This window comes from Streptomyces coffeae (assembly GCF_016741875.1).
In the GTDB taxonomy this organism is placed as follows: domain Bacteria; phylum Actinomycetota; class Actinomycetes; order Streptomycetales; family Streptomycetaceae; genus Streptomyces; species Streptomyces coffeae.
Genome location: NZ_JAERRF010000030.1, coordinates 40,108 through 63,693, shown reverse-complemented (window position 1 = coordinate 63,693; position 23,586 = coordinate 40,108). Strand labels below are relative to the sequence as shown.

The 23,586-nt window shown below is 70.1% G+C and carries 13 protein-coding genes; 7 read left to right on the top strand and 6 right to left on the bottom strand.

The annotated features are described in order from the left end of the window. Window positions 1–27 precede the first annotated feature (27 nt). The 4 genes from JK363_RS34125 (at window position 28) to JK363_RS34110 (ending at window position 7,629) form a co-directional block, all read left to right on the top strand. On the top strand, window positions 28–2,973 hold the full coding sequence (locus JK363_RS34125; protein WP_201881260.1) for a DEAD/DEAH box helicase: 2,946 nt from the start codon (window positions 28–30) through the stop codon (window positions 2,971–2,973). Next, window positions 2,973–7,097 (top strand): Eco57I restriction-modification methylase domain-containing protein, encoded by a 4,125-nt coding sequence (locus JK363_RS34120; RefSeq protein ID WP_201881258.1) that lies wholly within the window; start codon window positions 2,973–2,975, stop codon window positions 7,095–7,097. Before JK363_RS34125 ends, JK363_RS34120 begins: the two co-directional genes overlap by 1 nt. A gap of 146 nt (window positions 7,098–7,243) precedes the next feature. Further along, window positions 7,244–7,474: a hypothetical protein gene (locus tag JK363_RS34115; RefSeq protein ID WP_201881252.1), complete on the top strand. Its 231-nt coding sequence runs from the start codon at window positions 7,244–7,246 to the stop codon at window positions 7,472–7,474. Continuing rightward, entirely contained in the window at window positions 7,471–7,629 is a 159-nt protein-coding gene (locus JK363_RS34110) for an ATP-binding protein (protein WP_201881251.1), read from the top strand. The genes JK363_RS34115 and JK363_RS34110 overlap by 4 nt, the downstream gene beginning before the upstream one ends. Before the next feature lie 5 nt (window positions 7,630–7,634). Here the strand turns inward: JK363_RS34110 and JK363_RS34105 are convergent, their stop codons facing one another. The 5 genes from JK363_RS34105 to JK363_RS34085 all read right to left on the bottom strand — a co-directional run bounded on the left by JK363_RS34105 (window position 7,635) and on the right by JK363_RS34085 (window position 15,901). Further along, entirely contained in the window at window positions 7,635–8,339 is a 705-nt protein-coding gene (locus tag JK363_RS34105) for a hypothetical protein (RefSeq protein ID WP_201881250.1), read from the bottom strand. Between the two features lie 36 nt (window positions 8,340–8,375). Next, complete coding sequence (locus JK363_RS34100; protein WP_201881249.1) at window positions 8,376–9,488, bottom strand: AAA family ATPase; 1,113 nt, start codon at window positions 9,486–9,488, stop codon at window positions 8,376–8,378. A gap of 4 nt (window positions 9,489–9,492) precedes the next feature. Then, window positions 9,493–11,367, bottom strand: coding sequence for an MrfA Zn-binding domain-containing protein (gene drmB, locus JK363_RS34095; RefSeq protein ID WP_201881248.1), 1,875 nt, complete (start codon window positions 11,365–11,367; stop codon window positions 9,493–9,495). Beyond that, entirely contained in the window at window positions 11,364–14,525 is a 3,162-nt protein-coding gene (locus tag JK363_RS34090; RefSeq protein ID WP_201881247.1) for a helicase-related protein, read from the bottom strand. Before JK363_RS34090 ends, drmB begins: the two co-directional genes overlap by 4 nt. Window positions 14,526–14,599: 74 nt before the next feature. Beyond that, the gene (locus JK363_RS34085) at window positions 14,600–15,901 is read right to left on the bottom strand and encodes a sigma-70 family RNA polymerase sigma factor (RefSeq protein ID WP_236076319.1); all 1,302 of its coding nucleotides are present in this window, start codon (window positions 15,899–15,901) and stop codon (window positions 14,600–14,602) included. A 459-nt stretch (window positions 15,902–16,360) separates the two neighbouring features. Here JK363_RS34085 and JK363_RS34080 point away from each other — a divergent pair, with 459 nt between their 5' ends. Genes JK363_RS34080 through JK363_RS34070 form a run of 3 tightly spaced genes read left to right on the top strand, consistent with a single transcriptional unit; the run spans window position 16,361 to window position 21,588 of the window. After that, window positions 16,361–18,166, top strand: coding sequence for a DUF4357 domain-containing protein (locus JK363_RS34080; protein ID WP_201881243.1), 1,806 nt, complete (start codon window positions 16,361–16,363; stop codon window positions 18,164–18,166). Further along, the gene (locus JK363_RS34075; RefSeq protein WP_201881241.1) at window positions 18,163–19,422 is read left to right on the top strand and encodes an McrC family protein; all 1,260 of its coding nucleotides are present in this window, start codon (window positions 18,163–18,165) and stop codon (window positions 19,420–19,422) included. Before JK363_RS34080 ends, JK363_RS34075 begins: the two co-directional genes overlap by 4 nt. Before the next feature lie 30 nt (window positions 19,423–19,452). Further along, a complete protein-coding gene (locus JK363_RS34070; RefSeq protein WP_201881240.1) occupies window positions 19,453–21,588 on the top strand; it encodes a UvrD-helicase domain-containing protein in 2,136 nt (711 codons plus the stop codon). Window positions 21,589–21,640: 52 nt separating this feature from the next. Here the strand turns inward: JK363_RS34070 and JK363_RS34065 are convergent, their stop codons facing one another. Then, complete coding sequence (locus JK363_RS34065) at window positions 21,641–23,296, bottom strand: HsdM family class I SAM-dependent methyltransferase (RefSeq protein ID WP_201881238.1); 1,656 nt, start codon at window positions 23,294–23,296, stop codon at window positions 21,641–21,643. Window positions 23,297–23,586: the final 290 nt, after the last annotated feature.

Sequence of the window (23,586 nt, the reverse complement as noted above, 5' to 3'; positions counted from 1 at the left end):
CTCGATTGCAAGGAACTGAGACATCTCATGAGCCTCACGTACACAGCCGGCTCCCTGGTCGCCGCCCGTGGCCGGGAATGGGTGGTGCTGCCCGAGAGCGCCTCCGACATGCTGGTACTGCGCCCCCTGGGTGGGAGCGAGGACGACATCGCGGCCGTCTTCCCCGCCTTCGAGGAGGTGCGACCCGCCGAGTTCGCGGCGCCGAGCCCGGCCGACCTGGGCGACCAGCGGGCCGCCGGCCTGCTGCGTACGGCGCTGCGCATCGGGTTCCGCTCGGGCGCGGGCCCGTTCCGTTCCCTGGCGTCGATCGCTGTGGAGCCCCGGGCCTACCAACTGGTTCCGCTGCTGATGGCGTTACGGCAGCGCACCGTACGGCTGCTGATATCGGACGACGTGGGTATCGGCAAGACCGTCGAGACGGGGCTGATAGCCAAGGAACTGCTGGCGCAGGGCGAGGCGACCCGGCTGGCCGTGCTCTGCTCCCCCGCCCTGGCCGAGCAATGGCAGGGCGAGCTGCGGGAGAAGTTCGGCATCGACGCCGAGCTGGTCCTGGCCTCCACGGTGACACGACTCGAGCGCGGCCTGGAGCTGGGCCAGTCCCTGTTCGACAAGCACCCCCACACGATCATCTCGATGGACTTCATCAAGTCGACCCGGCACCGCGAGGACTTCATACGGCACTGCCCCGACCTGGTGATCGTCGACGAGGCCCACACCTGCGTGGCGGCCGACGACACCGCGCACGGCGGCACGTCGTCCGCCGCGAACCAGCTCCGCTACGAGCTGCTGCGCAGGATCTCCGCCACTGCCGACCGGCACCTGCTCCTGCTCACCGCGACCCCCCACTCCGGCAAGGAGTCCGCGTTCCGCAACCTGCTCGGCCTGGTACGGCCCGAACTCGCCACGCTGGACCTGGAACCCCCGGCGGGACGCGCGAAGCTCGCCGAACATTTCGTGGCCCGCAAGCGCGCCGACGTCCGTGACTACCTCACCAAGGAGGACGGCCTCGCCGACGACTCCCTGGCCGAGCGGACCGCCTTCCCGTCCGACCGCTGGACCAAGGACGAGCCCTACAAGCTGACGCCCGCCTACCGTGCGCTGCTCGACGACGCCATCGCCTATGCGCGGGACCGCGTCACGGCGGCCGGGGAGCAGGGCAAGCGGGAGGCCCGGATCGCCTGGTGGTCGGTGATCGCGCTGCTGCGCTCGATGGTGTCCTCACCCGCGGCCGCGGCGCAGACCCTGAAGACGCGTTCCGAGTCCGCCACCGCTCGCACCGCGCAGGAGGCGGACGCGCTGGGCGCCCCGGTGGCCGCCGACTCCGCCGAGAACGACCGGCTGGAAGGCATGGACGTCGCGCCGGGCGCAGCCGAGTCGGAGGAGGCGGGTGCCCGGCTGCTCGAACTGTCCCAGCGGGCGGCGCAGTTGGTGGGGCCGTCCGAGGACGCGAAGCTGAAGGCGCTCACCCGGCATCTGAAGGGCCTGATCGCCGACGGCTACCACCCGATCGTCTTCTGCCGCTACATCCCCACCGCGGAGTACCTCGCCACCCAGCTCGAGGGCAAGCTCGGCAAGAAGACGAAGATCGCCGCGGTGACCGGCACCCTCTCCCCGCAGCAGCGTCTGGAGCGCATCGAGCAGCTGGCCGCCGAAGCGGCCGAGGAGGCCGGCGACCCCGCCGTCCGCCGCGTCCTGATCGCCACTGACTGTCTCTCCGAGGGCGTCAACCTCCAGCACTACTTCGACGCCGTCGTCCATTACGACCTGGCCTGGAACCCCACCCGGCACGACCAGCGGGAGGGCCGCGTCGACCGCTACGGCCAGAAGCGCGACCAGGTCCGCGTCATCACCATGTACGGCGAGGACAACGGCATCGACGGCAAGGTCCTGGACGTGCTGTTCAAGAAGCACCGGCAGATCAAGAAGGACCTGGGCATCTCCGTCTCCGTCCCCGACGAGACCGCCTCCGGCGTCACCGACGCGGTCGTGGAATGGCTGCTGCTGCACGGACGGCAGGGCAGCCAGGAGAGCCTGTTCGACCTGGACGGCCACCAGGAGTCGTTCGACCGTATCGAGCGCGAGTGGAACTCGGCCGCCGAGCGGGAGAAGACCTCCCGCTCCAAGTACGCCCAGCGCGCCATCCACCCGGAGGAGGTGGCACGCGAGGTCGCCGCCGTACGGGCCGCGCTCGGCGGCGCCGACGAGGTGCGCGGTTTCGCCCTGGAGGCGCTGCGCGACCTGGACGCGCTGGTCCGCGACCCACGCGACGGCACCGGCGACTTCACCGCCCAGCTCGGCGGCGCCCCGGCCGGCCTGCGCGACGCGCTCGCCGCCACGCTCGGCGGACGGCTGATCGAGGAGGACCGGGAGATCCCGTTCCGTACGACACCGGCGATCGCCCGCGGCGAGGCCGCGCTGGTCCGCACCGACCCGGTGATCGGCGCCATCGCCTCGTACGTCCTGGACTCAGCCCTCGACGCGAACACCCCGGGTCCCCGTCCGGCCCGCCGCTGCGGCGTGGTCACCACGGACGCGGTCACCATCCGCACCACACTCCTGCTGGTCCGCTACCGCTTCCACCTCACCCTGCCGTCCCGCACCGGTGAGCGGCAGCTGGTCGCGGAGGACGCCCGGCTGCTCGCCTACGAGGGGATGCCGTCGCGCGCCCGCTGGCTGGACGACGACGCGGCCGCCGCGCTCCTCGCGGCCCGCGCCACCGCCAACACCCACGAGCAGCTGGCCCGCAACCAGATCACCCGCTCCCTGGACGGCCTGCCGGACCTGTCCGCCCACCTCACCGAGTACGGCACGCGCCTGGCCGCCGAACTCGACGCCTCGCACCGCCGCGTGCGCAAGGCCAACGAGGAGATCGTCCGCGGCCTGAAGGTCGTCCCGCAGGAGCCCGCCGACGTCCTCGGCGTATACGTCTACCTGCCGCAGCCCGCCTCTACTGTGTCCGGAGCCGAAGCCTGATGTCCGCCGCCACCCGCACCGCCCTGGCCTTCACCGCCGTCACCACGGTCGGCGGACTGCTCCCCGCCGACATGCTCCTGCGCATCGCCGAGGCGCGGAACCTGCCGGGCACCAAGTCCGCCGACTACGGCCTCCCCGCCTCGGTTCCCGTACGCGACGAGGCCGAGCGCGCCTGGGAATACCTCAAGCCTCTGTGGCGCGACCTGCGCGCCGCCCTGCCCTCCGACCCGGTGACCGGCGCGCCCGCCGCCGACCCGACCGGCCGGGCCGGCACCGACTGGCTCGCCCAGCTCTTCCGCAAGCTGGACTTCGGCGCGCTGGCGGAGGTGGGCGCGGCAGGCATCCCGGCCGACTCCGACCCGGACAAGCGGTTCCCGGTGTCGCACCGGCACGGCCCGGCCCTCGTCCACCTCATCCCCTGGAACCAGGAGCTCGACAAGCGCCCGGCGGCTGGGCAGGTCCCCGCCCAGTCCATGCTCCAGGACTGCCTCAACCGCACCGAGGCCCACCTGTGGGCAGCACTTACTAACGGGCGGCGCCTGCGGCTGCTGCGCGACTCGTCGTCCTTCTCCACCGCCGCCTACGTCGAGTTCGACCTGGAGGCGCTGTTCGACGGCGAGTTGTTCAGCGAGTTCGTGCTGCTGTACAGCCTGCTGCACGCCTCTCGGTTCGAGGTGGCGGAGGGGACGGCGCCTTCCGGGTGCTGGCTGGAGAAGTGGCGTGCGGAGGCCGTCACCTCGGGGGCGCGGGCGCTGGATCAGCTCCGGCTGGGCGTGCAGAACGCGCTGACCGTGCTCGGGACCGGGTTCCTTCGGCATCCGGATAATGTCCGGTTGCGGGAGGACGTCGATCCGAAGGCGCTTCGGGATGCTCTGCTGCGGCTCGTCTACCGACTGCTGTTCGTCTTCGTCGCCGAGGACCGCGGGGCGCTGCTCGACCCGAGCGTCGGCAAGCGGCAGCGAGAGACGTACGAGCGGTACTTCTCCTCGGCGCGGTTGCGAGAGCGGGCCCGGCGGCGTCAGGGCACGGCTCACGGTGACCAGTACGAGGCCCTGCGCATCGTCCTCGACGCGCTGGGGACTGAGGGCGGCCGTCCCGAGCTGGGCCTGCCCGGTCTCGGCGGCCTGTTCTCCTACACGGAGGCCGACGCGCCGCTCGACGGCCTGAAGCTGTCCAACGAGTCGCTGCTCGCCGCCGTCCGTCACCTGGCCCAGGTCCGTGACCCTGGCGCGCGGCGCTGGCGGGCCGTCGACTACCGGCACCTCGACGCGGAGGAGCTGGGTTCGGTGTACGAGTCGCTGCTGGAGCTGGAGCCGAAACACTCGGCGACGGACCGCTCGTTCGAGCTGATCGAGGTGGCTGGGAACAGCCGTAAGACGACGGGCAGTTACTACACCCCGTCCTCGCTGATCGAATGCCTGCTGGACACGACACTCGACCCGGTTATCGATGACGCCGTCAAGCGGGCCGAGCAGCGGGCCACGGCGGCCGGCCGGCCCGACCCGACGAACGACATCGTCGACGAGCTGCTGTCGCTGACGGTGTGCGACCCGGCTTGTGGGTCTGGGCACTTCCTGGTTGCCTCGGCCCGCCGCATCGCCAAGCGCGTGGCGTCCGTGCGTGAGCGCAACCCGGAGCCGACGGTCGACGCGATGCGCCACGCGTTGCACGAGGTGGTCGCGCGCTGCATCTACGGTGTCGACCTCAACCCGATGGCCGTGGAGCTGGCCAAGGTCTCCCTGTGGATCGAGGCCATGGAGCCAGGCAAGCCGCTCGGCTTCCTGGACGCCCATGTCAAGCACGGGAACGGCTTAATCGGTGCGACGCCGAAACTGCTGGCGGAGGGTGTTCCAGACGACGCCTTCAAGCCGATCGAGGGCGACGACCGGAAGTACGCGGCCGGGCTCGTCAAGCGCAACAAGGCCCAGCGGGGCGGCCAGGACGAGCTTCTGTTCGACACGGACACGCTGCCCGGCAACGAGCGTTACGCCGCCGAGCTGGCCCGGATCACTGCTGCCCCTGCCGATTCTTTGGAGCAGGTACGGGCGCAGGAATCCGCCTATCGGGCGTACACGGGGTTGACCACATATGTGCACGACCTACACGCTGCCGACGCGTGGTGCGCCGCGTTTGTGTGGCCCAAGCGCGAGGGGGCGCCGGAGGCGCCTACCGACCAGGTGTTTCGCGCGCTGCGTGGTCGCGACCAGTCGGCTGTGCCGGATGCCACGCATGCCGAAATTCTGCGGCTGCGGGATCAGTACAGCTTCTTCCACTGGCACCTGGAGTTCCCGGAGGTCTTCTCCGTCCCGGAGTCGGGGGCGGGTGTTCAGCAGGGGACGGGTTGGGCCGGCGGGTTCGACGCGGTGGTGGGGAATCCGCCGTGGGAGCGGGTCGAGATCCAGGATCAGGAGTTCTTCGCCCAACGCGATCCGCGCATCGCGGGCGCCAAGAACACCGCCGTCCGCAAGCGCCTTATCGCAAGCCTGCGCGAGGACCCCGACCGCGCCCACCTTGCCGTGGAGTTCGAGGCCGCCAAGCGCCATACCGAAGGAGAGAGCCAGTTCTTCCGTAGCAGCGACCGCTACCCGCTCACAGGTCGGGGCCGTATCAACACATACGCCGTCTTCACGGAGACGAACCGCACGCTGACGGGACAGCGCGGCCGGACTGGGGTGATCGTCCCTACCGGGATCGCGACGGACGCAACCACACAGTTTTTCTTCAAGGACATCGTCACAAAGGGCCAACTTGCCGCACTGTACGACTTCGAGAACGAAGACAAGGTATTTCCCGCAGTCCACAATCAGATGCGGTTCTGCCTGTTCATGCTGCGCGGCTCAGGGAACCTGAGTGAGCCGATCCGCATGGTTTTTAAGGTGCGACAGCCTGAACAGATTTCCGAGCGCGGCTACTCACTTTCAGCTCAAGACCTCCTTTCTATGAACCCGAACACGGGCACATGCCCCGTGTTTGCCAGCCGCCGGGATGCAGACATCACTCTGAGCGTCTATCACCGCATCCCGGTTCTTGTCGACGAGACAAATGCGTCATCTGGAAACCCGTGGGGTGTCTCTTTCATGCAGGGCCTGTACAACATGGCAAGCGACTCCCACCTCTTCCGCCCCGATGCCCGGAAGGGCGAAACCTTCGACGACCTCATCAAGGAAGGATGGGAACCCCACGGCAACATCCTGGTCCGCGGCAACGAGCGGCTACTCCCACTGTACGAGGCAAAGATGCTTCACCACTATGACCACCGATTCTCCACATACGAGAACGCAACCGAGAAGCAGCTCAACAAGGGCACTCTACCCCGCTTCACTGTGGAGCAGCATCAGGATCCCTCCGCTGCCCCGGTTCCCCATTATTGGGTGCCGGAGAACGATATCCCTACGGGCAATGTGACCAAGGAAGGCGAGGAGATAAAGATTCCTGGAGTGCGCAGCCGACTAGCCGCCCGAGGATGGAAGCACGACTGGATGCTGGGATTCCGCAAGATCTGCCGAGCTGCCGATGAACGCACCGCAATCACCTTTGCAATCCCTCTCAGCGGTCTTGGCGATTCCGGAAATATTATCTTCCCCCGGAACGGAGAACAGCCTGGCATCCTCTACAGCAATTGCACTTCCCTAATCCTGGACTACATTCTTCGCCAGAAACTCGGCGGGACAAGCCTCAATTTCTTTCAATTCGAGCAACTTCCTTTCTTGAGCCCCGAGCAACTCGCCCGCCATGCGAAAATGATCAACCCTCGCCTCCTCGAACTCACCTACACCGCACACGACATGAGTGCGTTCGCCCGTGACCTCGACGAAGCCTGGGCCCCCTTTCGCTGGGACACCCACCGCCGTGCCATCATCCGCGCCGAACTGGACGCCCTCTTCTTCCACCTCTACGGCATCACCCGCGACGACACCGCGTACATCCTGGACACCTTCAACGTCACCCGCGACAACGACATCAAGGCGCACGGCGAGTACCGCACCAAGAACCTGATCCTCGCCGAGTACGACCGCATGGCCGCCGCCGGCCTGACTCTGGAGAACCCGCTCACCGAGGGCGAGTCCGGCACCTACCGATCCACCCTCACCCCGCCCCCCGGCCAGGGCTCCCGCCACGGCTGATCCCGCCCCTCACCCAAGGAACCAACACCTCGTGGTACGCCGAAGCCAGACCAGCAACCCGCCGCTCGGCCGTTGTACTGACGTCGGGCGCGGACTGGGGCTCGCGTGCCGCCGGGCAGCGTCGAGGCAGCGGGGCGGAGTTCCCGATGCCACGGCGGCAGGCGGCGAAGGTCAAGGCAGTGCAGCAGTCGCTCGGGGTGATACGCACTGCGATCAACGCCAAGCGCTGGGCCCAGGCCCGCTATGCGCTCAGCCGAGCCCGGGCTCTGGTCGGCGCGCTGCCCGCCGACCAGACCGTCAAAACGCCTCACCCGGTCTCCTTCGGGCCGACGTCACCGACGGGCGCGGGGACAGGTGGCCGCTGGTTCGTCCCGTGAACGCCGTATCTGACGCATCGCTCCTCACCAGCGGGCGCGGCCTCTCGCTCGTCGCCGCGATCGCCGACCGCTGGGAGACGCTCCCCTACCCGCCCAGCGGCAAAACGGTCCGCGCCCTCCTCGCGACACCTGCTCCTGCCCCGCACCCGAGCTGACGACGTTACGGAGTCGAATCCCCCGAGCCAGGGCCGAAGGGCACCTCGTCCCCACGATCATCGGCGGCCCAGCTCGACGGGGGCTCTCCGAAGATGGCACGTGCGGATTTGATCGTCAGTCGCCCGAAGACATGGTTGCCGCCGGCGCCGAGCGCGGCACCGATACCAAGGGGCACCTGTTTGCTCAGCACCAGAACCCCTTGCTTGGTCCCGTACTTGGTAACGAACCGCGGGCCCAGCACCTTGTTGACCCGGTTGATCGCGCTCATGGGGATCGCCCCGACGATGCGCCGTGCCCAATAGGGGCCCGTGCGCCCGATGGCTTTGTCCAGAACCCTCACCGCTCCGTCGCCAAGGAGGACGGTCAAGACCAGGAGCTTGCGCCGCTCGAAGTCCTCAGGATGCATGCCATGCACCTCGGCCAGCGACAGCGTGTAAAGCACTGACGCTTCGGTGAAGACCATGGCATCGGCCAGAGCCGTCGGGATCCCGGCCCCGGGCACGATCCCTGCCGCGCCGGATGCTCCTCCGGATGCGGTGATGCCGGCGAGGTAGTAACGGTTCAACCGGCGTATCAACTCCTCTGGAGTTTCACCGGGATGGACTCGCCGCAGGCGCTCGACGTTCTTTCTCGCCAGCGGCTGCTGGGCGACCAACGCCTTGTCGAGAGCCTGCTGGAGCTTGCTCTTGAAGTCATCGGTCTTGCTCATCGGGTTTCTGGTCCTCTCGGCTGGAATGTGGGTCCGTCACTTCGTGTGCACCCACCCGCGCAGTCCCTCCAGGTGGCGCGGCAGCCGACTGCCCTGCCAGCCCAGCACCAGTCGCGTCCGCGCACGGGTGATCATGACGTAGTAGGCCATGCGGAGGGAGGCCGCCGTGGGGTCGGTGGCGGTGTCGGTCTCGGTGTCCGCGATGACGACCGTGTCGAAGTCCAGGCCCTTGGCGCTGGCTCGGTGGACGAGGACGACGCCGGGGCGGGCGAGGTCGAGGTCGCGATAGCGTCCGGAAGAGGCCACCGAGCTGTAGAGCTGCGGTTCGCGGGCGAGGCCGCCTCGTTCCAGGCGGCGCATGAGATCGGCCGCCATACGCTGGGAGTTGACGATGACGCCGATGCGGTCCCCCGGGTGTCGCGCTGCCATGGCGGTGATGTCGTCGGCGAGCTCCTTGGTGCCGGAGTAGTGGCGGACGACGGGCAGGGCGCCGCTGCGGAAGGGCATCTCAGGGCGGGTACCACTGGTGCGGAAGTGCTCCGCGAGGGAGGCGATCTCGCGGCTGTTGCGGTGGTTCCCGGCGATCTCGCCGCGTCCCGTGGAGCGCCCGAGGGCGTCGGTGATCTCGGTGAGGGTGGAGTTCGTCTCGGTGAGGCGCTGGCACTCGTCGGCGAACACCGTGACCGAGGCGGCGGCGAGGCGGGCCAGTCGGTAGAAGCCCGGCGAGAGGTCCTGGCCCTCGTCGACGACAAGGTGGGGGGCGGCCGCCTCGTTCTCGCCGAGGGTGGCGGCGGCCTGGTGGGTGAGGGCCGTCCAGTCGAACCAGCCGTCCTGGGTGCGCGGTGCGCCGTATCCGAAGTGACGCAGGACCCAGCCGTGGACGGTGGCGGCCTCGACGGGTGCCCCCGGGACCGTGAGGCCCTGGAGGGTGTCGCACAGGAGTTGGCGCAGCAGGTTGGAGCGGGACAGCAGCAGAGTGGGGCGGCCGGTGAGGGCGAGGTGCATGGCACGGTGCGCGGCGAGCAGGCTCTTGCCGCTGCCGGGCGGGCCGCTGATGACGTGGTTGCCGGTCAGCGGCAGGGGGTCCAGGCAGTCGCGCTGGGCAGGGGTGAGGCCGGGGTGGAGAACGGGGGTGTTCGTGGTGGTCATGGGGTCATCCCAGGGCGGTGGTGGCCGCGTACTCGCGGCTCGCGGTGAGGACGTCGGTGAAGTAGCCGGGGACGCGGGCGGAGCCGACGATCAGGGCGCGGTCGAGGAGGGTGTTGCCGGTCTGGCAGCTCGTCTCCGGCAGCAGCGCGCAGGCGTGGCAGGCGGCTCGGTTGAGGTTGCCGAAGCCCTGGCCGGTGTGTTCGGCGCACAGCGGGTCTGCGGAACACCAGGCGGCGGCCTCCAGCATGCGGATGAGCGTCTCGGCGAAGTGCGGCGCCTCGCCCTGCCGGACCAGGCCGCCGAGGGTGCCTTCCGCGTCGCCGGCGGCCGTGTAGATCAGCAGGCCGCGCTGGCCGTGCTCGGGGCGCCCGTAGACGCGCTCGCGCAGGCTGGCGGTGGTGTAGCCGGAGTCGAAGGAGAGCTGGCGGATGAGCAGGTGGGCGAGGGTGTGCAGGAGCAGGAAGCGAGCGGAGAGTTCGCTGCCGACGGTCTCGGCGAGCTGTTCGTCGCGGAACGACGCGTCCAGGTCGGCTCGGATCCCGTGGACGTGGGCCCGCACGCGGGGGTCGCTCTCCCAGGTGGTCAGGCGCTGCTCGTCGAGGGTGAGGACGATGCCCTCGCCGTAGACCTCGGTCGCGGGCAGCCAGCGCAGGCGGCCGCTGGTGTCTGCGGGTATGAGGGTGCCGCCCAGCGAGTGGCGGCGGAATCCGGTGAGTGCCCGCACCTCGCGGAGGCGGTCGGCGAGGATGACGCCGTCGACGTGTGCGTCGAGGGTGCCCCAGGGCTCCTCCGTCTCGCCGTTGAGGCCGAGGCCGCCACGGCGGATGGCGAAGTCACCTGTCGGCTCAGGGAGTTCGGTGGCATCGAAGGCGTGCCACTCGTCGCGGCTCAGGTCGGTCCTTCCGGACTCCGAGTGGCCGTCGGGCCGGGGCGCGGAGGAACCGGTGGCCTCGGCGATGAGCTGGTCGATGAGGCTGTCGGGGGCGTCGGTGTCCTCCTTGATCATGTCGCGGAAGAGGGCCGCTCGGGGTGTGCCGAGTGCGTCGAGAAGGTTCGTCCAGTAGGCGTGGCCTCGGACGGCCTCCGCCGCGTCCTGTTCCGCGCGCGGGGGTTCCTCGGACTGCGGGATGTCCAGGGCCGAGTAGACGACCGGGTGATAGACGTTGCCGGCGGTGCGCTGCACGATGTGGACCTGCTGGCCGCAGGAGGCCTTCTGGTGCGGGCGCTGCCAGGGGTTGCGGCCCGAGCAGCGTCCGCCCTGGGGGCCGAGGATGTCGAGCAGGTCGCGCTCGGCGCCGCACGGCTTGCCGTCCTGCCGGATCGCGCCGCAGCGCACGGAGAGCGCTTCGAGCCCGGAGGCACGGTCGGCAACGCGGAAGCCGAGTCGGCGTGCCTTCCAGGCGTGCTTCGCCTCGGAGCAGGAGGCCCGCAGTTCGGGAGTGAGACGGGAATGGGCCCAGTACCACCAGTCGACGTCGTCGAGGTGCCCGTCCGCGCAGGTGCGGACGAACCGCATCGGGGTGAGGCGGGGTGCGGGGGCGCAGGAGGTGCACACGGGCGGCTCGCCGGGCTTCTCCATCTCGCGCAGGAAGCGGACCATCGTCCGGCAGGCGCCGCAGAACAGCCAGCCGGGAAAGCGGACGTAGGGTACGCCGGGGCGGTCGGGCTGGTCGTAGCGGTCGTTGAGGGTGTGGGGCGCGGCGTAGAAGCCCGTGACGCCGAGGCGGGCGGCGAGCCGTTCGGAGGAGACGGGGGTCTTGAGCTGCGGCCAGTTCTCGATGCCGGCGGCGACGAACGACTCGCCCTGGACGTCGAGGACGGCGCCGACGCCGAACGGCAGCACGGTCTGCGCCTGGCGGACCCGGAGTTTGCGCTTCACTTTCCTGCTCCCGTCACGGTGATCTGGCATTCGCGGTCCACGCTGCGCATGGAGTTGAGGGTCTCCCACAGGCCGTAGCGCTGCTCGAAGACCTTGAGCAGGTTCCGGTGGCCCTTCCCCTGGCTGCGGTAGTAGAGGTCCTTGCCCTCGGCCGCGGCTGTCCGGGCCTCCCGATACCAGTCGGCCAGGAGGTTGCCGAGTTCGGCGCGGACGTCGGCCCGTACGGCGTCGGCGCCCGTGGCACCGCGCTCGGCGGCCGCGGCGCGATCGGCGAGGGCGTCGGCGATCCGCTCGGCCTCGTCCTGGTGGCGGGTGATGTGTCCGGCCTGGTTCTCGGCGGCCAGGCCGAGCTGGTGGCGGACCAGGATGACGAGCGCGGCGTGCAGGGCACGGCCTCGGGCGGGCGGGGACCAGGGGGTGACGCTGGCGGGTTCGACGTAGCGGTAGAGGGCCCGGTGGTAGTCGATGAAGGTCTCGTAATGGGACCGGTCGCGCGGGCGGGTGGCGTTGAAGTAGGTGACGACGAGTCCGGGCACGCGGTGGCGGCCGACGCGGCTGGTGGCCTGGATGTACTCGGCGGTGGTCTTGGGCTGGCCCTGCATGAGCATGTAGGCGAGCCGCTTCACGTCGACGCCGACGGAGAGCATGTTGGTGCACGGCAGGAAGGACACCGACCGGGGGTCGTCCCAGGGCTTCTCGAGGCGGTCGAGGAGGAGGGGCTGCTCGGCGCGCGGCAGGTTGCTGGTCAGTTCCTGTACGTCGCCGGCGCCGAGCGCGCGGACGTCGGTGCCCTCGTGGAGGCCCCGGAGCTGGGCGGGGATGTCGTCGCCGGCCGCGGTGACGGTACGGCCGAGCTCGCGCAGGCTGTGGTGGTAGGCGACGAGCGTCCAGTAGGCGTCGCGGTGCTCCTCGGGGAGCTGGTGGACGCCTTGGAGCATGGCCGCCGTGGTGGCGACGGCGCCGCGGCCCGCGGTGTGGCCCTGCGCCATGACGCCGAGGTAGAGGCGGCCGGGGCGACCGGTGTCGGGGACGGCGAAGAAGCTGTCGCGGGCCTGGAGTCCGGGCGGCGGGAAGAGCTGCACGTCCTGGTGGTGCAGGGCGCGGACTTGTTCGGTGGAGCGCCGGATGGTGGCCGTGGCGGCGACGATCTTGGGCGGGTGGCCGTCCGGGCCGGTGCACAGCTGAAGGATGGCCGCCTCGTAGAGGCCGACCATGGTGCCGAGCGGCCCGGTGAGCAGGTGCAGCTCGTCCTGAATGATCAGGGACGGAGGCGGGTTGCCGGTGCCGCTTTCGGTGCCGGTGGCGGCGCCGAAGAGGCTGCCGGAGTCGGGCTCCCAGGCGAGCCGGGCGAACTTGTCGACGGTGCCGAGGACGAAGGTGGGCGGGCGCCGGTAGAGGTGCTGGTCGACGACGGCGACGGGCAGGACGTCGTGGAAGGCGCACTCGTCACGGGTGCAGTGGAAGGCGAAGGCGTCCGTCTCGGCGCGGACTCCGTAGTCGGAGCGGACACCGGACCGGGCCGACGGCAGGATACGGGTGCCGCACCACGGGCAGCGGTCGAGGATGAAGACGTCCTCGGGGTGGGTGGCCTCGTACTGCTGGTCGAAGGCGTCCTTGGCCTTCTGGAAGCTGTTGGGGGTGGTGGTCTCGCCGACCCACAGGCCGATGGTGATCGGCTCGTCGCCGAGGCCGAGTCCGGGCTCGGTGCGGCGGAGGTGTTCCAGGGCGCAGATGGTGGTGGCGGCGCGCTGGAACTGCTGGGTGGTGAGCAGGCTGAGGGTGTAGCGGCTGAGCACGGCGGTTCCGCCGCCCTCGCCGCGGATCCGGCGCAGGGCGATGGTGAAGGCCGCCAAGAGCAGGTACGCCTCGGTCTTTCCGCCGCCGGTGGGGAACCAGATCAGGTCGGTGGTCCGGCGGTCGCGGTGGTCGGGCTCGGCGACGCCGTCGAGGGCGAGGAGGAAGAAGGCGAGCTGGAAGGGGCGCCAGGTGGCCTTCGGGTCGACAGGCGGGTCCAGGGCCACGGGATCGGAGCGGTGACGCAGTTGACCGGCCTGGTCGGGGGCGGAGTGCCGCATCTGGAGCAGCATGGCGCGCTGGGCGATGCGGAAGGCGTCGAGGAGTTCGGGGCGGCTCGGGTCGCACAGGGTGCGCACGCCCGCTTCGATGCGGGTGGCCGCCTGGCGGATGCGGCCGAGGATCCGCTCCGCGGCCTCCCGCCCCCAGGCGAGCACGTCGACGGATCGCTGGCCCACGTACCAGGCGTGGTAGGAGTCGGCGAACTCCGCCAGTTCCTCGCGGAGTTGGTCCCTGCTGACCGTCGCGTCGGCCAGGTGGGCGAGGACGAGCACGGGGGCGTCGAGCGGGCCGCCGGCCCGGATGGCGGGCACCTCGGCGTGCGGCAGGGCCTCGCAGGCGAGGCGTTCGACTGCGCCGTCCTCGCCGCGGTCCTCGCGGACAGCGCAGCCGTGGCCGACGGCGTGGGTGACGACGTCCCGGTACTGAAGGCGCAGTTCGCGCTCCTCGGGGTCCCGGCTGGCGAGCTGGACGCCGGGGTAGGGCAGGACGGCGCCGTCGGCGGGACGGGCGGTGAGCCGACACTGGAAGAGCATGTCGTCCCAGCTCGGCGCCTTGCCGTCGGCGCCGTCGTGGCGGGCGGTGTTGACCAGGGCGACGGTGACCAGCGTGCCGTCGCCGTAGGAGCGGCGGCGCAGCCGGATCTCCGCACGGCCGTCGAGGACGGGCACGCTCTCCCGGTCAGGGCCGATGGTGTGCGTCTCGGCCGTGAGGGGGATCCGGCGCCAGCGCCGCCCGCGTCGGGGTTCGTTCCGCAGTGTCTCGTAGCGGGCGGCCGTGCAGACCACCTCGACCTGTGCGGCGGTGGTGTAGAAGCTGAGGCCGAGGGACGCGGGCAGCCAGCTGTTGGTCTCCGGCACCGGATCGGCGGCCGGATTCACGTCGGGGGCGTCCTCCTCGGCACCCGGCGCCTCAGGTTCGTCGGCCGCGAGGGCGAGCTGCCGCTCCAGCTCTGCCTGTTGCGGGTACAGGGTGCCCATGAGGTACTGCCGGTCCGGCGGCGCGTCGAGCACCTCGTCGTCACCGCCGGCGGGGCCGACGAGCTGGCGGGTGAGGTAGTCGACCAGCTCTTGGCGCGGGTCCATGTGCGGGGTTCCTTTGGGTCAGGTAGGGGCGTGGAGAGGGATCAGCGGTGGGCCCGCCGCGGCGTGCAACCGGTTCAGAGGTGCGACGGGATCATCCCGTGGCGAACGAGCTGACCGTGGAACTTCCCCTTGACTTTGGATTCGATCTGCCGGATGCGCTCGCGGGTGACGCCGAAGACGGCGCCGATGTCCTCCAGCGTGTCCGGCTCGTCACCGTCAAGACCGGTGCGCCGGACGAGGACGTGCCGCTCCCGCTCGGAGAGGTGCTCCAGGACGTGCCGCAGGCGCGCCTGGAATTCCTTGCGGAGCAGCACGACAGGAGGTCCGGGCTGTCGGCTCGGCCCGATGATCAGGTCGCCGAGTGCGGTGTCGTCGCCGATGATCCGGTCCAGGGAATCGGTCGGCCGGCTGATCCTGCGCACCTGCTCCACTTCGGCGAAGGTGAGGCCGGTGGCGTAGGCCACGTTGTCGACGGTCGCGGCGCGGCCCTCGTTCAGCAGCTTGCGCTCGGCTACGGCGACCTTGCTGACTTTTTCGTGCAGGTGCACGGGCACCCGGATCAAGGTGCCTTCATCAGCGACAGCCCGGGTGACGGCCTGCTTGATCCACCACGTCGCGTACGTCGACAGCTTGTAGCCTCTGGTGGCGTCGAACTTGCGGACCGCGCGCATCAGTCCGAGGGTTCCGTGCTGGACGAGGTCCTCGATGTCCAGTCCGTGTCCCTGGTAGCCCTGAGCGATCTTCCACACGAGCCGCCGGTTGTGCAGGACGAGGCACTCGTAAGCGCGCCACGGCTCGCCGTCGCGGGGCAGTGCCGCTATCTCCTCCGCCGGAACATCGCGGCCGAGGCGGTCGGTACCGCCGCGGAGGAGAACGGCGAGGCCGACTTCCTCGTCGGCCTTGAGCACCACCTTGGCCGGGTTTCTGCGCCACCGGTCCTCCTTGAGCACGGCCCGTGCGGCGCGGAGGGCGTCGGACAGTCTGTCGTCCACGACGGAAACGGCGGAGTGGGCGTGCTTCTTACCGGTCGGCGGCTTCGCGGATGCGGTGCTCGGCGCGGGAGCGGGCGCGGGCGCCGTGGGGCGGGCCCGTCCGCTTGCCACCGCCGGGACGGACAAGCGGGGCCGGCCGGGGCGGGTGATCGGGAAGTCGGCGGTCAGCTCGCGTGCTTCTGCGGGACCGAGCCTGTGGAGCCGTACGACGCCGTCGTGGGCGAGCTTGCTGACGGTGCCTTCGGCATTGGCGTAGCGGGCCAGCATCCGCCGGGCCTGGGCCAGGCGTCCCGCCGCCTCGGAGGGGGCGGGCCCGGGCCCCGGAGCGGCGCGCCGCTGCACGCCTGCCGAACCTTCGCCCGCGGTGGATGTCGGCCCGGACATGACGGCAGATCTTGTGGCGGACGTCCGACACCCTGTCCGGCGCGGGGGCTTCACATGAATGCCGACAGCGGCGAGCCCGGTGCGGAGCCTTCGCTGCTGCTCGTCGCTCGTGAGCCCGAGCCGGTCCGCCTCCAGCGCGAAGACCCGGCGGCTGACAACGCCCGCAGGAGACGCACACCGCTTCAGTCTCTCGATGACGGAAGGTAACTCTACTTCGATCGCACGCCGATTGGCCTCGACTGACGGCTCCCCACCCATAACGCCCCCCACTTCAGCGTTCAAGCGCCGGTTCGACCCAAGAGGTCCGACTCAGCACATTCCGCACCCTAAGGCCCGTCTGTTTACGTTGTCAACAAGCTCCACGTAGAGCATTTCTCGGCAACAAAGGGTCGCTTGACACCGTCAACAGGTAGGCTGGCGGAAGTCCGCGTCGACCTCGCTCTCCCCGGAAGGTCACCCGTGCCCCAGCCCGAACTCCTCCCCGGCACACCCGAGTTCCACATCAAGCTGCCCAAGGACGGCGGCGAAGCACGCGGACGCCTGCTCACCGAGTTCGGCGGCAACGGCACACACAAGTTCCTCCTGCGGGCGGGTTCCACGGTGGCCGCCGAGGCATGGCCCGGACTCGGCGACCACGCACGCCGACTGCGTGCGGAACTGCGCGCCAGCGGCGGGTTCGTCGAGGCCAACCCCGCCCGGCCCGGCGCACCGGCGCGTTGGGTGGCGGCCCGGGACATCGAGTGCAACTCGTCCTCGGCCGCCGCCGCGCTGGTGTACGGCTATGACGCTTCCGGCCCCGAGTCGTGGCGCACCGCGGAGGGCCATCCGCTGGCCGACTATCTGGCCACCGGCTGGCGCGCCCCGCGCAAGGCGTGGCTGGTGCGCGGCTCCAATGTCTCCGGGCACAACCTGGTGCGGCAGCTGTGGCTGAAGGAGGGCTTCGTCTCGCTCGCGGCCGCGCATCTGCCGCCCCTGGAGGAGACCGATCCGACCAAGAGCACGCTGCGCCGCTTCGTGGAGGAGGGGTACGAGGGGGCGGCCTCGTACAACCAGAAGCAGGGTCTCATCGACGAGTTGCACGCCTTTCTGACCCAGATGCGCGTCGGTGACACGGTCGCCACCTTCGACGACGGCCGACTGCATGTCGGGCGGATCACCGGGGAGGCCACGCAGAGCGCGTCGCCGGGCGGGCTGTCCAATCTGCGCCGGGCCGTCGCCTGGCGGGCGGACAGTCACGCGTACGAGGAGTTGCCGGGGGAAGTGCAGCAGAAACTGTCCGTGCAGCACGACGCCGTCGATCTGACCGGTGTCCTGGACGCGCTGGACGGGCTCACCGGGCAGTCGGGGCGCACGGACCCGGCGGAGACCGGGGACACCGGCGAGCGGCCGGCGCAGCGTGAGCTGACGCTGCCGGATGTCAGCGGGGAACTCGCCGCCGAACTCCTGGTCCACGACCGCGCCTGGCTGGAGGAGATGCGGGAACTGCTCATCGACGAGAAGCAGTTGGTGCTCTACGGTCCGCCGGGCACCGGCAAGACGTATCTGGCGATGAAGTTGGCCGAGCACTTCGGCGGCGGCCCGGAGCAAGTCAAGATCGTGCAGTTCCATCCTTCGTACGCCTACGAGGACTTCTTCGAGGGCTTCCGCCCCGTCGCGGATCCCGAGACGCGGGAGGTGGCGTTCCGGCTGACGGCGGGCCCGCTGCGGGAGCTCGCCGATCTCGCCTCCCGCGAGGGCAACCGGCACATCCCCCACTTCCTGATCATCGACGAGATCAACCGCGCCAATCTGGCGAAGGTGTTCGGCGAGCTGTACTTCCTCCTGGAGTACCGGGACCGGTCCGTCCGTCTCACCTACTCCGGAGACGACTTCCCACTGCCGCCCAACCTCTTCGTGATCGGCACGATGAACACCGCCGACCGGTCGATCGCGCTGGTGGACGCGGCGATGCGGCGCCGTTTCGCGTTCGTGGAGCTGTCCCCGCGCACCGAGCCGACCGCCGGGCTGCTCACGCGCTGGCTCGCGCGCGAAGGGAGGGATCAGGAGCCTGCCCGCCTCCTTGATGCCCTCAACGCCCGTATCGGCGACGCCGACTTCGCCATCGGGCCCTCGTACCTGATGAAGCCGGGCGTGTACCGCGACGGCGGCCTCGAACGGACCTGGCGCACGAAAATCCTGCCGTTGCTGGAGGAGCACCACTACGGCGAGGGCCTCGACGTGACCGCCCGCTACGGCCTCGACTCGCTGCGCGGGCAGCTCCCGTGACGGTGCCCGTGCCCGAGGTGTCGCTGCGCGAGCACGGGCCCGCCGTCTCCGTTCCGCTGGGCGCCGAGATCGGGCGGGCCCTGGCCGCCTCCGGCATTCTGCAGAGCGCGGTCCCCGACCCAGAACGCGGCGGGCACTGGCTGCTGCGGGCGGGTAGCCGGGTCGGCGCCGTCCGCACGCCCGGCGGCCCGGTCGTACGCATCATGCCCAAGACCCCCGTGAGTCGGCTGTTCTTCCTCCTCGGCTTCAGCCTCGACCCGGCCCGCGCCTGGCGCGACAGCCGGGAGGGCACCGTCGACACCGGCGCGTACGACGATGTCGTCCCCGCGCTCGCACACGCGGTGGAGCGCCGGATCGACGCGGCACTGCGGCAGGGGGTCCTCCAGGGCTACCGGGAGGTGGAGGAGTCCGCGCTGGTGGTGCGCGGACGGCTGCGCGAGGCTGAGCAGATTCGGCGGCGCTTCGGCCGAACGCCGCCCGTGGAGATCGCCTACGACGCGTATACCGCCGACACCGCCGAGAACCGCATCTTGCGCGCCGCCGCCGAGCGGTTGCTGCGGCTGCCGGGCGTTCCCGGTCCCGTCCGGCGGCGCCTTGCCCATCAGCGCATACGTCTCGCCGACGCTCTGCCGCTGATACGGGGGCAGGAACTGCCGCGTTGGCAGCCGTCACGCCTGAACTCCCGCTACCAGCCCGCGCTGCGGCTGGCCGAGGCCGTCCTGCGCGGCACCTCGCCGGAGCACCGGCCGCCCGAGGCCGACCCGCTCGCCGTGGACGGCTTCCTCCTCGACATGAACAAGCTGTTCGAGGACTTCGTCACGATCGCCCTGCGTGAGGCCCTTCGGGAGCACGCCCTGACCGCGCGCCTCCAGGACCCCCACCACCTCGACACCGCCGGCCTCGTACGAATGCGCCCGGACCTGGTCGTCCGCACCGGTGACGGCCGCACTCCGGTCGCCGTCGTGGACGCCAAGTACAAGGTCGAGAAAGCCGACGGACTCCTGAACGCCGACCTGTACCAGGCGCTCGCCTACGCCACCGTCCTCGGCCTGCGCGAGGGACACCTGGTGTACGCGGCCGGACGGCAGCCGGCACGCTTCCACGAGGTGCGTGGAACGACGACAGGTGCGGACGGACGGGGAATGCGGCTGTACCAGCACAGCCTCGATCTGTCCCGCGACCCCGGACAAATCCTGGCATCCGTCCGGGACGTCGCGGGGCGGCTGGCCGCAGCCGCCCCGCATCCGCGATCATGAAACGCCGTCAGGCGGAAAGGAAGAGACCTCATGCCCCGGCTCGCCTTCGCCCAGAGCTTCTGGGACGGCTACGACACCCTGGAGAAGCCCGTCCGAGCCGGAGTACGCAAGGCCATGGCGAAATTCCAGGCCTTGGGCGTCGCCGAACTCAACGCGGACAAAGGACTGCATCTTGAGTCCGTCGAGAACGCCCGTGACCCGCGGATGCGCACCATCCGCATCACCGACTTCTGGCGGGGCGTCGTCCTCGCCCCCGACGACGGCAGCCACACGTTCCTGCTGGTCAACGTCCTGCCGCACGATGACGCCTACACCTGGGCGGCGAAGCGTCTGTACAGCGCGAACACCGCGACCCGTGCCCTGGAGGTACGCGACGCCGTCGCCCTGGACGAGCTGACACCGCTGTACGAGACGGCCGCACGCACGGCTCCCCGGCTGCTGTTCGCGGACGTCTCCGACGGCACGCTGCGCGAGTTCGGCATTGACGACCAAGTGCTGCGTGCCGCGCGTTCACTGGTGGACAAGGCCCAGTTGGAGGCGTTCTCCACACTGCTGCCGGAGGATCAGCTGGAGGTGCTTCAGTACCTCGCCGAGGGCTTCAGCCCGGAAGAGGTCTACCGGGACGTCGTGGCCGTGCGCCGGCCCGCCGACGCGCCGGCCGAGCCGGTCGAGGACCTGGCCACGGTGATCGCCAACACGCCCGCGCGCATCCGGCTGGTCACGGGGCCCGAGGAGCTCCAGGAGATCCTGGAGAAGCCGTTCGAGGCCTGGCGGGTCTTCCTCCACCCCTCCCAGCGGCGCGTCGCCTACCGCACCTCGTACGGAGGTCCGGTCCAGGTCACCGGCGGACCCGGCACGGGCAAGACGGTAGCCGCACTGCACCGGGTCAAGCATCTCCTCGGCCGCTGCGAGGACGGCCGCATCCTGCTCACCACGTACACGAACGCGCTCGCCGCCGGGCTGCGCGAGATGCTCGCCCTGCTTCTCGACGAGGATGAGAAGCTGCTGGCGCGGGTCGACGTGACGACGGTCGACGCCTATGCGAACGGCGTCGTGCGCGCAAAGTCCGCCGCGGTGCCCAAGCCGATCGGCGACCGGGAACAGCGACAGTTGTGGGAGAAGGCAGTCAAACAGCTCGATCTGCCGTTCACCCCGCAGTTCCTGGCGCAGGAATACCGGCACGTCGTTCTCGGCCAGAACCTCCGCGCTCTCGATGCCTACCTCGGCGCGAGCCGCCGCGGCCGCGGCACCGGCCTCGGTCCCACGCGCCGCCGAGAGGTATGGAGCGGAGTGGAGCGGTTCGAACAGTTCCTGGACGACCGTGGCGAGACCACACACCTACGGGTCTGTGCCCGCGCGGCGGAACTCCTCGCCGGTGAGCCGGCCCCGTACGCCCATGTCGTCGTCGACGAGGCACAGGGCCTGCATCCCGCTCAGTGGCGTGCGCTGCGCGCCGCCGTGGCGCCCGGCCCCGACGACTTGTTCGTCACCGGCGACCCACATCAGCGGATCTACGACTCCCGGGTGTCGCTCGGCTCCTTGGGCATCATCACGGCCGGCCGCAGCTTCAGGCTGCGGGTCAACTACCGCTCCACCGAGGAAATCCTCGCCTGGTCGGCGCGGCTCCTCGCGCCCGTCACCGTCGACGCCCTCGAGGGCGAGGGTACGGACTCGCTGGCCGGGTACCGCTCCCTGCTGCACGGTGGTCGCCCCCAGGCGCAGGGGTACGCGACCCGGCAGAAAGAGACCGAGGCCCTGGTGGGCCGGGTCCGTGCGTTGCTTGCCGAGGGCCTCGCGCCGCACGAGATCGGCGTGTGCGCACGCTTCAACCTCTCGCTGGACGCCGCCGAGGAGAAACTGAAGGCCGCGGGCATCCCGGTGCTACGAGTCAGGGGGCAGGTCGCGCAGCGCGCTGAGGGCGTACGGCTGGCGACGATGCACGCGATGAAAGGTCTGGAGTTCCGCGCGGTGTCCGCCCTCGGCGTGAACGAGGGCGCCGTCCCGTTCGCCCGTGGGATCACCCCACGCGAGGCGGACCCGCTGCAGCACGACGCGGACCTGCTCCGGGAACGCTGTCTCCTGTTCGTCGCCTGCACGCGCGCGCGTGAAGCGCTGAGTGTGACGTGGAGCGGCGCTCCGAGCCCGTTCCTGCCGAGCGCCGCCTGACACGACCAGGGCGGGGACCTGCGCGCGGCACCCGGGGTGCCGCGCGCAGGTCTCACCCTTCCGGTGCCAGGGCCCCCGTGGCGAGGCCGTCACGGGCGACCTCGGCGAGCCGCCGGCTCAGATCGTCGACCTTGCGCATGCCTTCCTCGAACGCCGACAGGGCCCGGAAGGCAGAGCCGTATCGACGCTGTTCGTCGATGCCCATGCGGGGAATGCGTGAACCTCTGCCGTCAAGACGGTAGGTCCCGCTGGCGCTGGTGGACCGGCGGGTGTTGACGGAGCTGCGCAGGAACCCCTGCAAATAGTCCGTGTCGAGTTGTTCGCTGGCCGAGATCGGTTCCGGACCGTCGTACGTGACAAGTCCGGCGCGGGCGAGCTCCGCGACGCTGGTGGTGGAGCTGTCCAGTGAGCCCGGTCCGCCGCCCGCCGTGAGCTCGGGCAGGAGTGCGGCCAGCCGGCGGATCTGGTCCTCCAGCTCCTTGCGCAGGGCGACGTACTCACCGGGATAGTCACGGTGCCGGGACCGGAGATGGCTGCCGGGGGTCAGGTCGACGGTGTCGTCGAGGAGCTCGATCAGGGGCACGTCGGCGACCTGGTCAGGGCGTGGTTCCAGGGTGCCGTCGGGGCTGTTGTCCGTCAGGTCGACCATGCGCACGGTGTGATTCGTATCCGCACGTGCTGTGCTCTCGGGACGCCGCAGGCACCAGAGATGGATGGGCAGAGCGTGAGAGGTCGCCGTCCCCGGCGGCAGAGCGACCACTTGGCGCACGATGCCCCGGCGTACGAGTTCTGATCGGATGCGGCGGCCTGCCTTGCGGTAGGCGACCGAGGCCGGCATGACCATGACGACCTGACCGCCGGGCTCGGTGTGCGCATAGGCATGCTGGAGCCACGCGAGCTCCCCTTCGGCCTTGGACGGGGTACCGAGTTCCCAGCGGGAGTCGAGCAGCAGTTCCTCTCGCCCCCACTCGGTCACACCGGCCGGTGGGTCGCAGACCACCAGATCCGCCTTGAGGTCCGGCCATGCGTCTGCGCGAAGCGAATCACCTGCCACAATGCGCACGCCTGATCGGCCCAGGAGATCGGCGCGGAGCTGCGCGAAACGGGCGCTGTCGGCATCCATCTCCTGGCCGCAGCAGCGCATCCCGGCTTCGGCGGCGATGGACAGGAGCAGCACCCCGATCCCGCAGGCCGGGTCGAAGACTGTGGCGTCGGCCGGCAACTCGGGAGCGAAGTGGCACACAGCCCGCACCACACGCTCGGGAGTCACCTGGTCCGATCCCGCACGCCGAGCGGAGTCCATGAACCGTTCAGTCAGTCCATTCACGAGGTCCACGGGTGCTTCGGTTTGAGCGAGACCCTGCACACGGGCGGCGACGTCATCCGGCAGTCTCGGCTCACGTTCCCCGGCCAGCACCGCGGCCACCTCCGCCAGGCCCCCGACCATCTGCTCCCCGTACACGGCCCGCATGGCCTGCCACAGCTCGACCTCGGGTGACACTTCCTGGCCTTTGCGCTGCTTGTCCAGCCATTCCTGGACCTCGGCGAGCGCATAGAGCGGACTGTTCGCAGCGCCTCCCGCCGGCGCGGGGAAGTCGTCGTAGCGCCGACGCCAGTTGGAGACAGCGGCCCGAGTGACTCCGGCCAGCCGAGCGATGTCGGAACCGGTGACAAGAGGTCCAACCGATGAAGCGGCACTGTCCGTCATAGTTTCAGTGTACACGAGTTGTCAACATTAGCTGCAGGCAATATCCGTTGACTACCTACACAAGCTGACACCAGAAAGTGACGTGTACTTGGTTGCTCCCGAGCCTGGTGCCAAGTCAGTGTGTTCTCGCCTCAGCCCGCCCGCGCCCCCGTCACGACCCCGTCGACCTCCGGCAGGGGTACGCGCAACCGCGTGCACATTCACGCGGGAACACGCGGGAAACCGCAGGCAGGGGAAGGAAGTCCGTCGGGGCGCACAACGGCCCCGACCGGGATGCTTTCCCAGGTCAG

Bases quoted from the DNA above. Each gene is read 5' to 3' on its own strand.
- JK363_RS34125 (WP_201881260.1), top strand. From the start codon at position 28: ATGAGCCTCACGTACACAGCCGGCTCCCTGGTCGCCGCCCGTGGCCGG.
- JK363_RS34120 (WP_201881258.1), top strand. From the start codon at position 2,973: ATGTCCGCCGCCACCCGCACCGCCCTGGCCTTCACCGCCGTCACCACG.
- JK363_RS34115 (WP_201881252.1), top strand. From the start codon at position 7,244: ATGCCACGGCGGCAGGCGGCGAAGGTCAAGGCAGTGCAGCAGTCGCTC.
- JK363_RS34105 (WP_201881250.1), bottom strand. From the start codon at position 8,339: ATGAGCAAGACCGATGACTTCAAGAGCAAGCTCCAGCAGGCTCTCGAC.
- JK363_RS34100 (WP_201881249.1), bottom strand. From the start codon at position 9,488: ATGACCACCACGAACACCCCCGTTCTCCACCCCGGCCTCACCCCTGCC.
- JK363_RS34090 (WP_201881247.1), bottom strand. From the start codon at position 14,525: ATGGACCCGCGCCAAGAGCTGGTCGACTACCTCACCCGCCAGCTCGTC.
- JK363_RS34085 (WP_236076319.1), bottom strand. From the start codon at position 15,901: ATGTCCGGGCCGACATCCACCGCGGGCGAAGGTTCGGCAGGCGTGCAG.
- JK363_RS34070 (WP_201881240.1), top strand. From the start codon at position 19,453: ATGCCCCGGCTCGCCTTCGCCCAGAGCTTCTGGGACGGCTACGACACC.
- JK363_RS34065 (WP_201881238.1), bottom strand. From the start codon at position 23,296: ATGACGGACAGTGCCGCTTCATCGGTTGGACCTCTTGTCACCGGTTCC.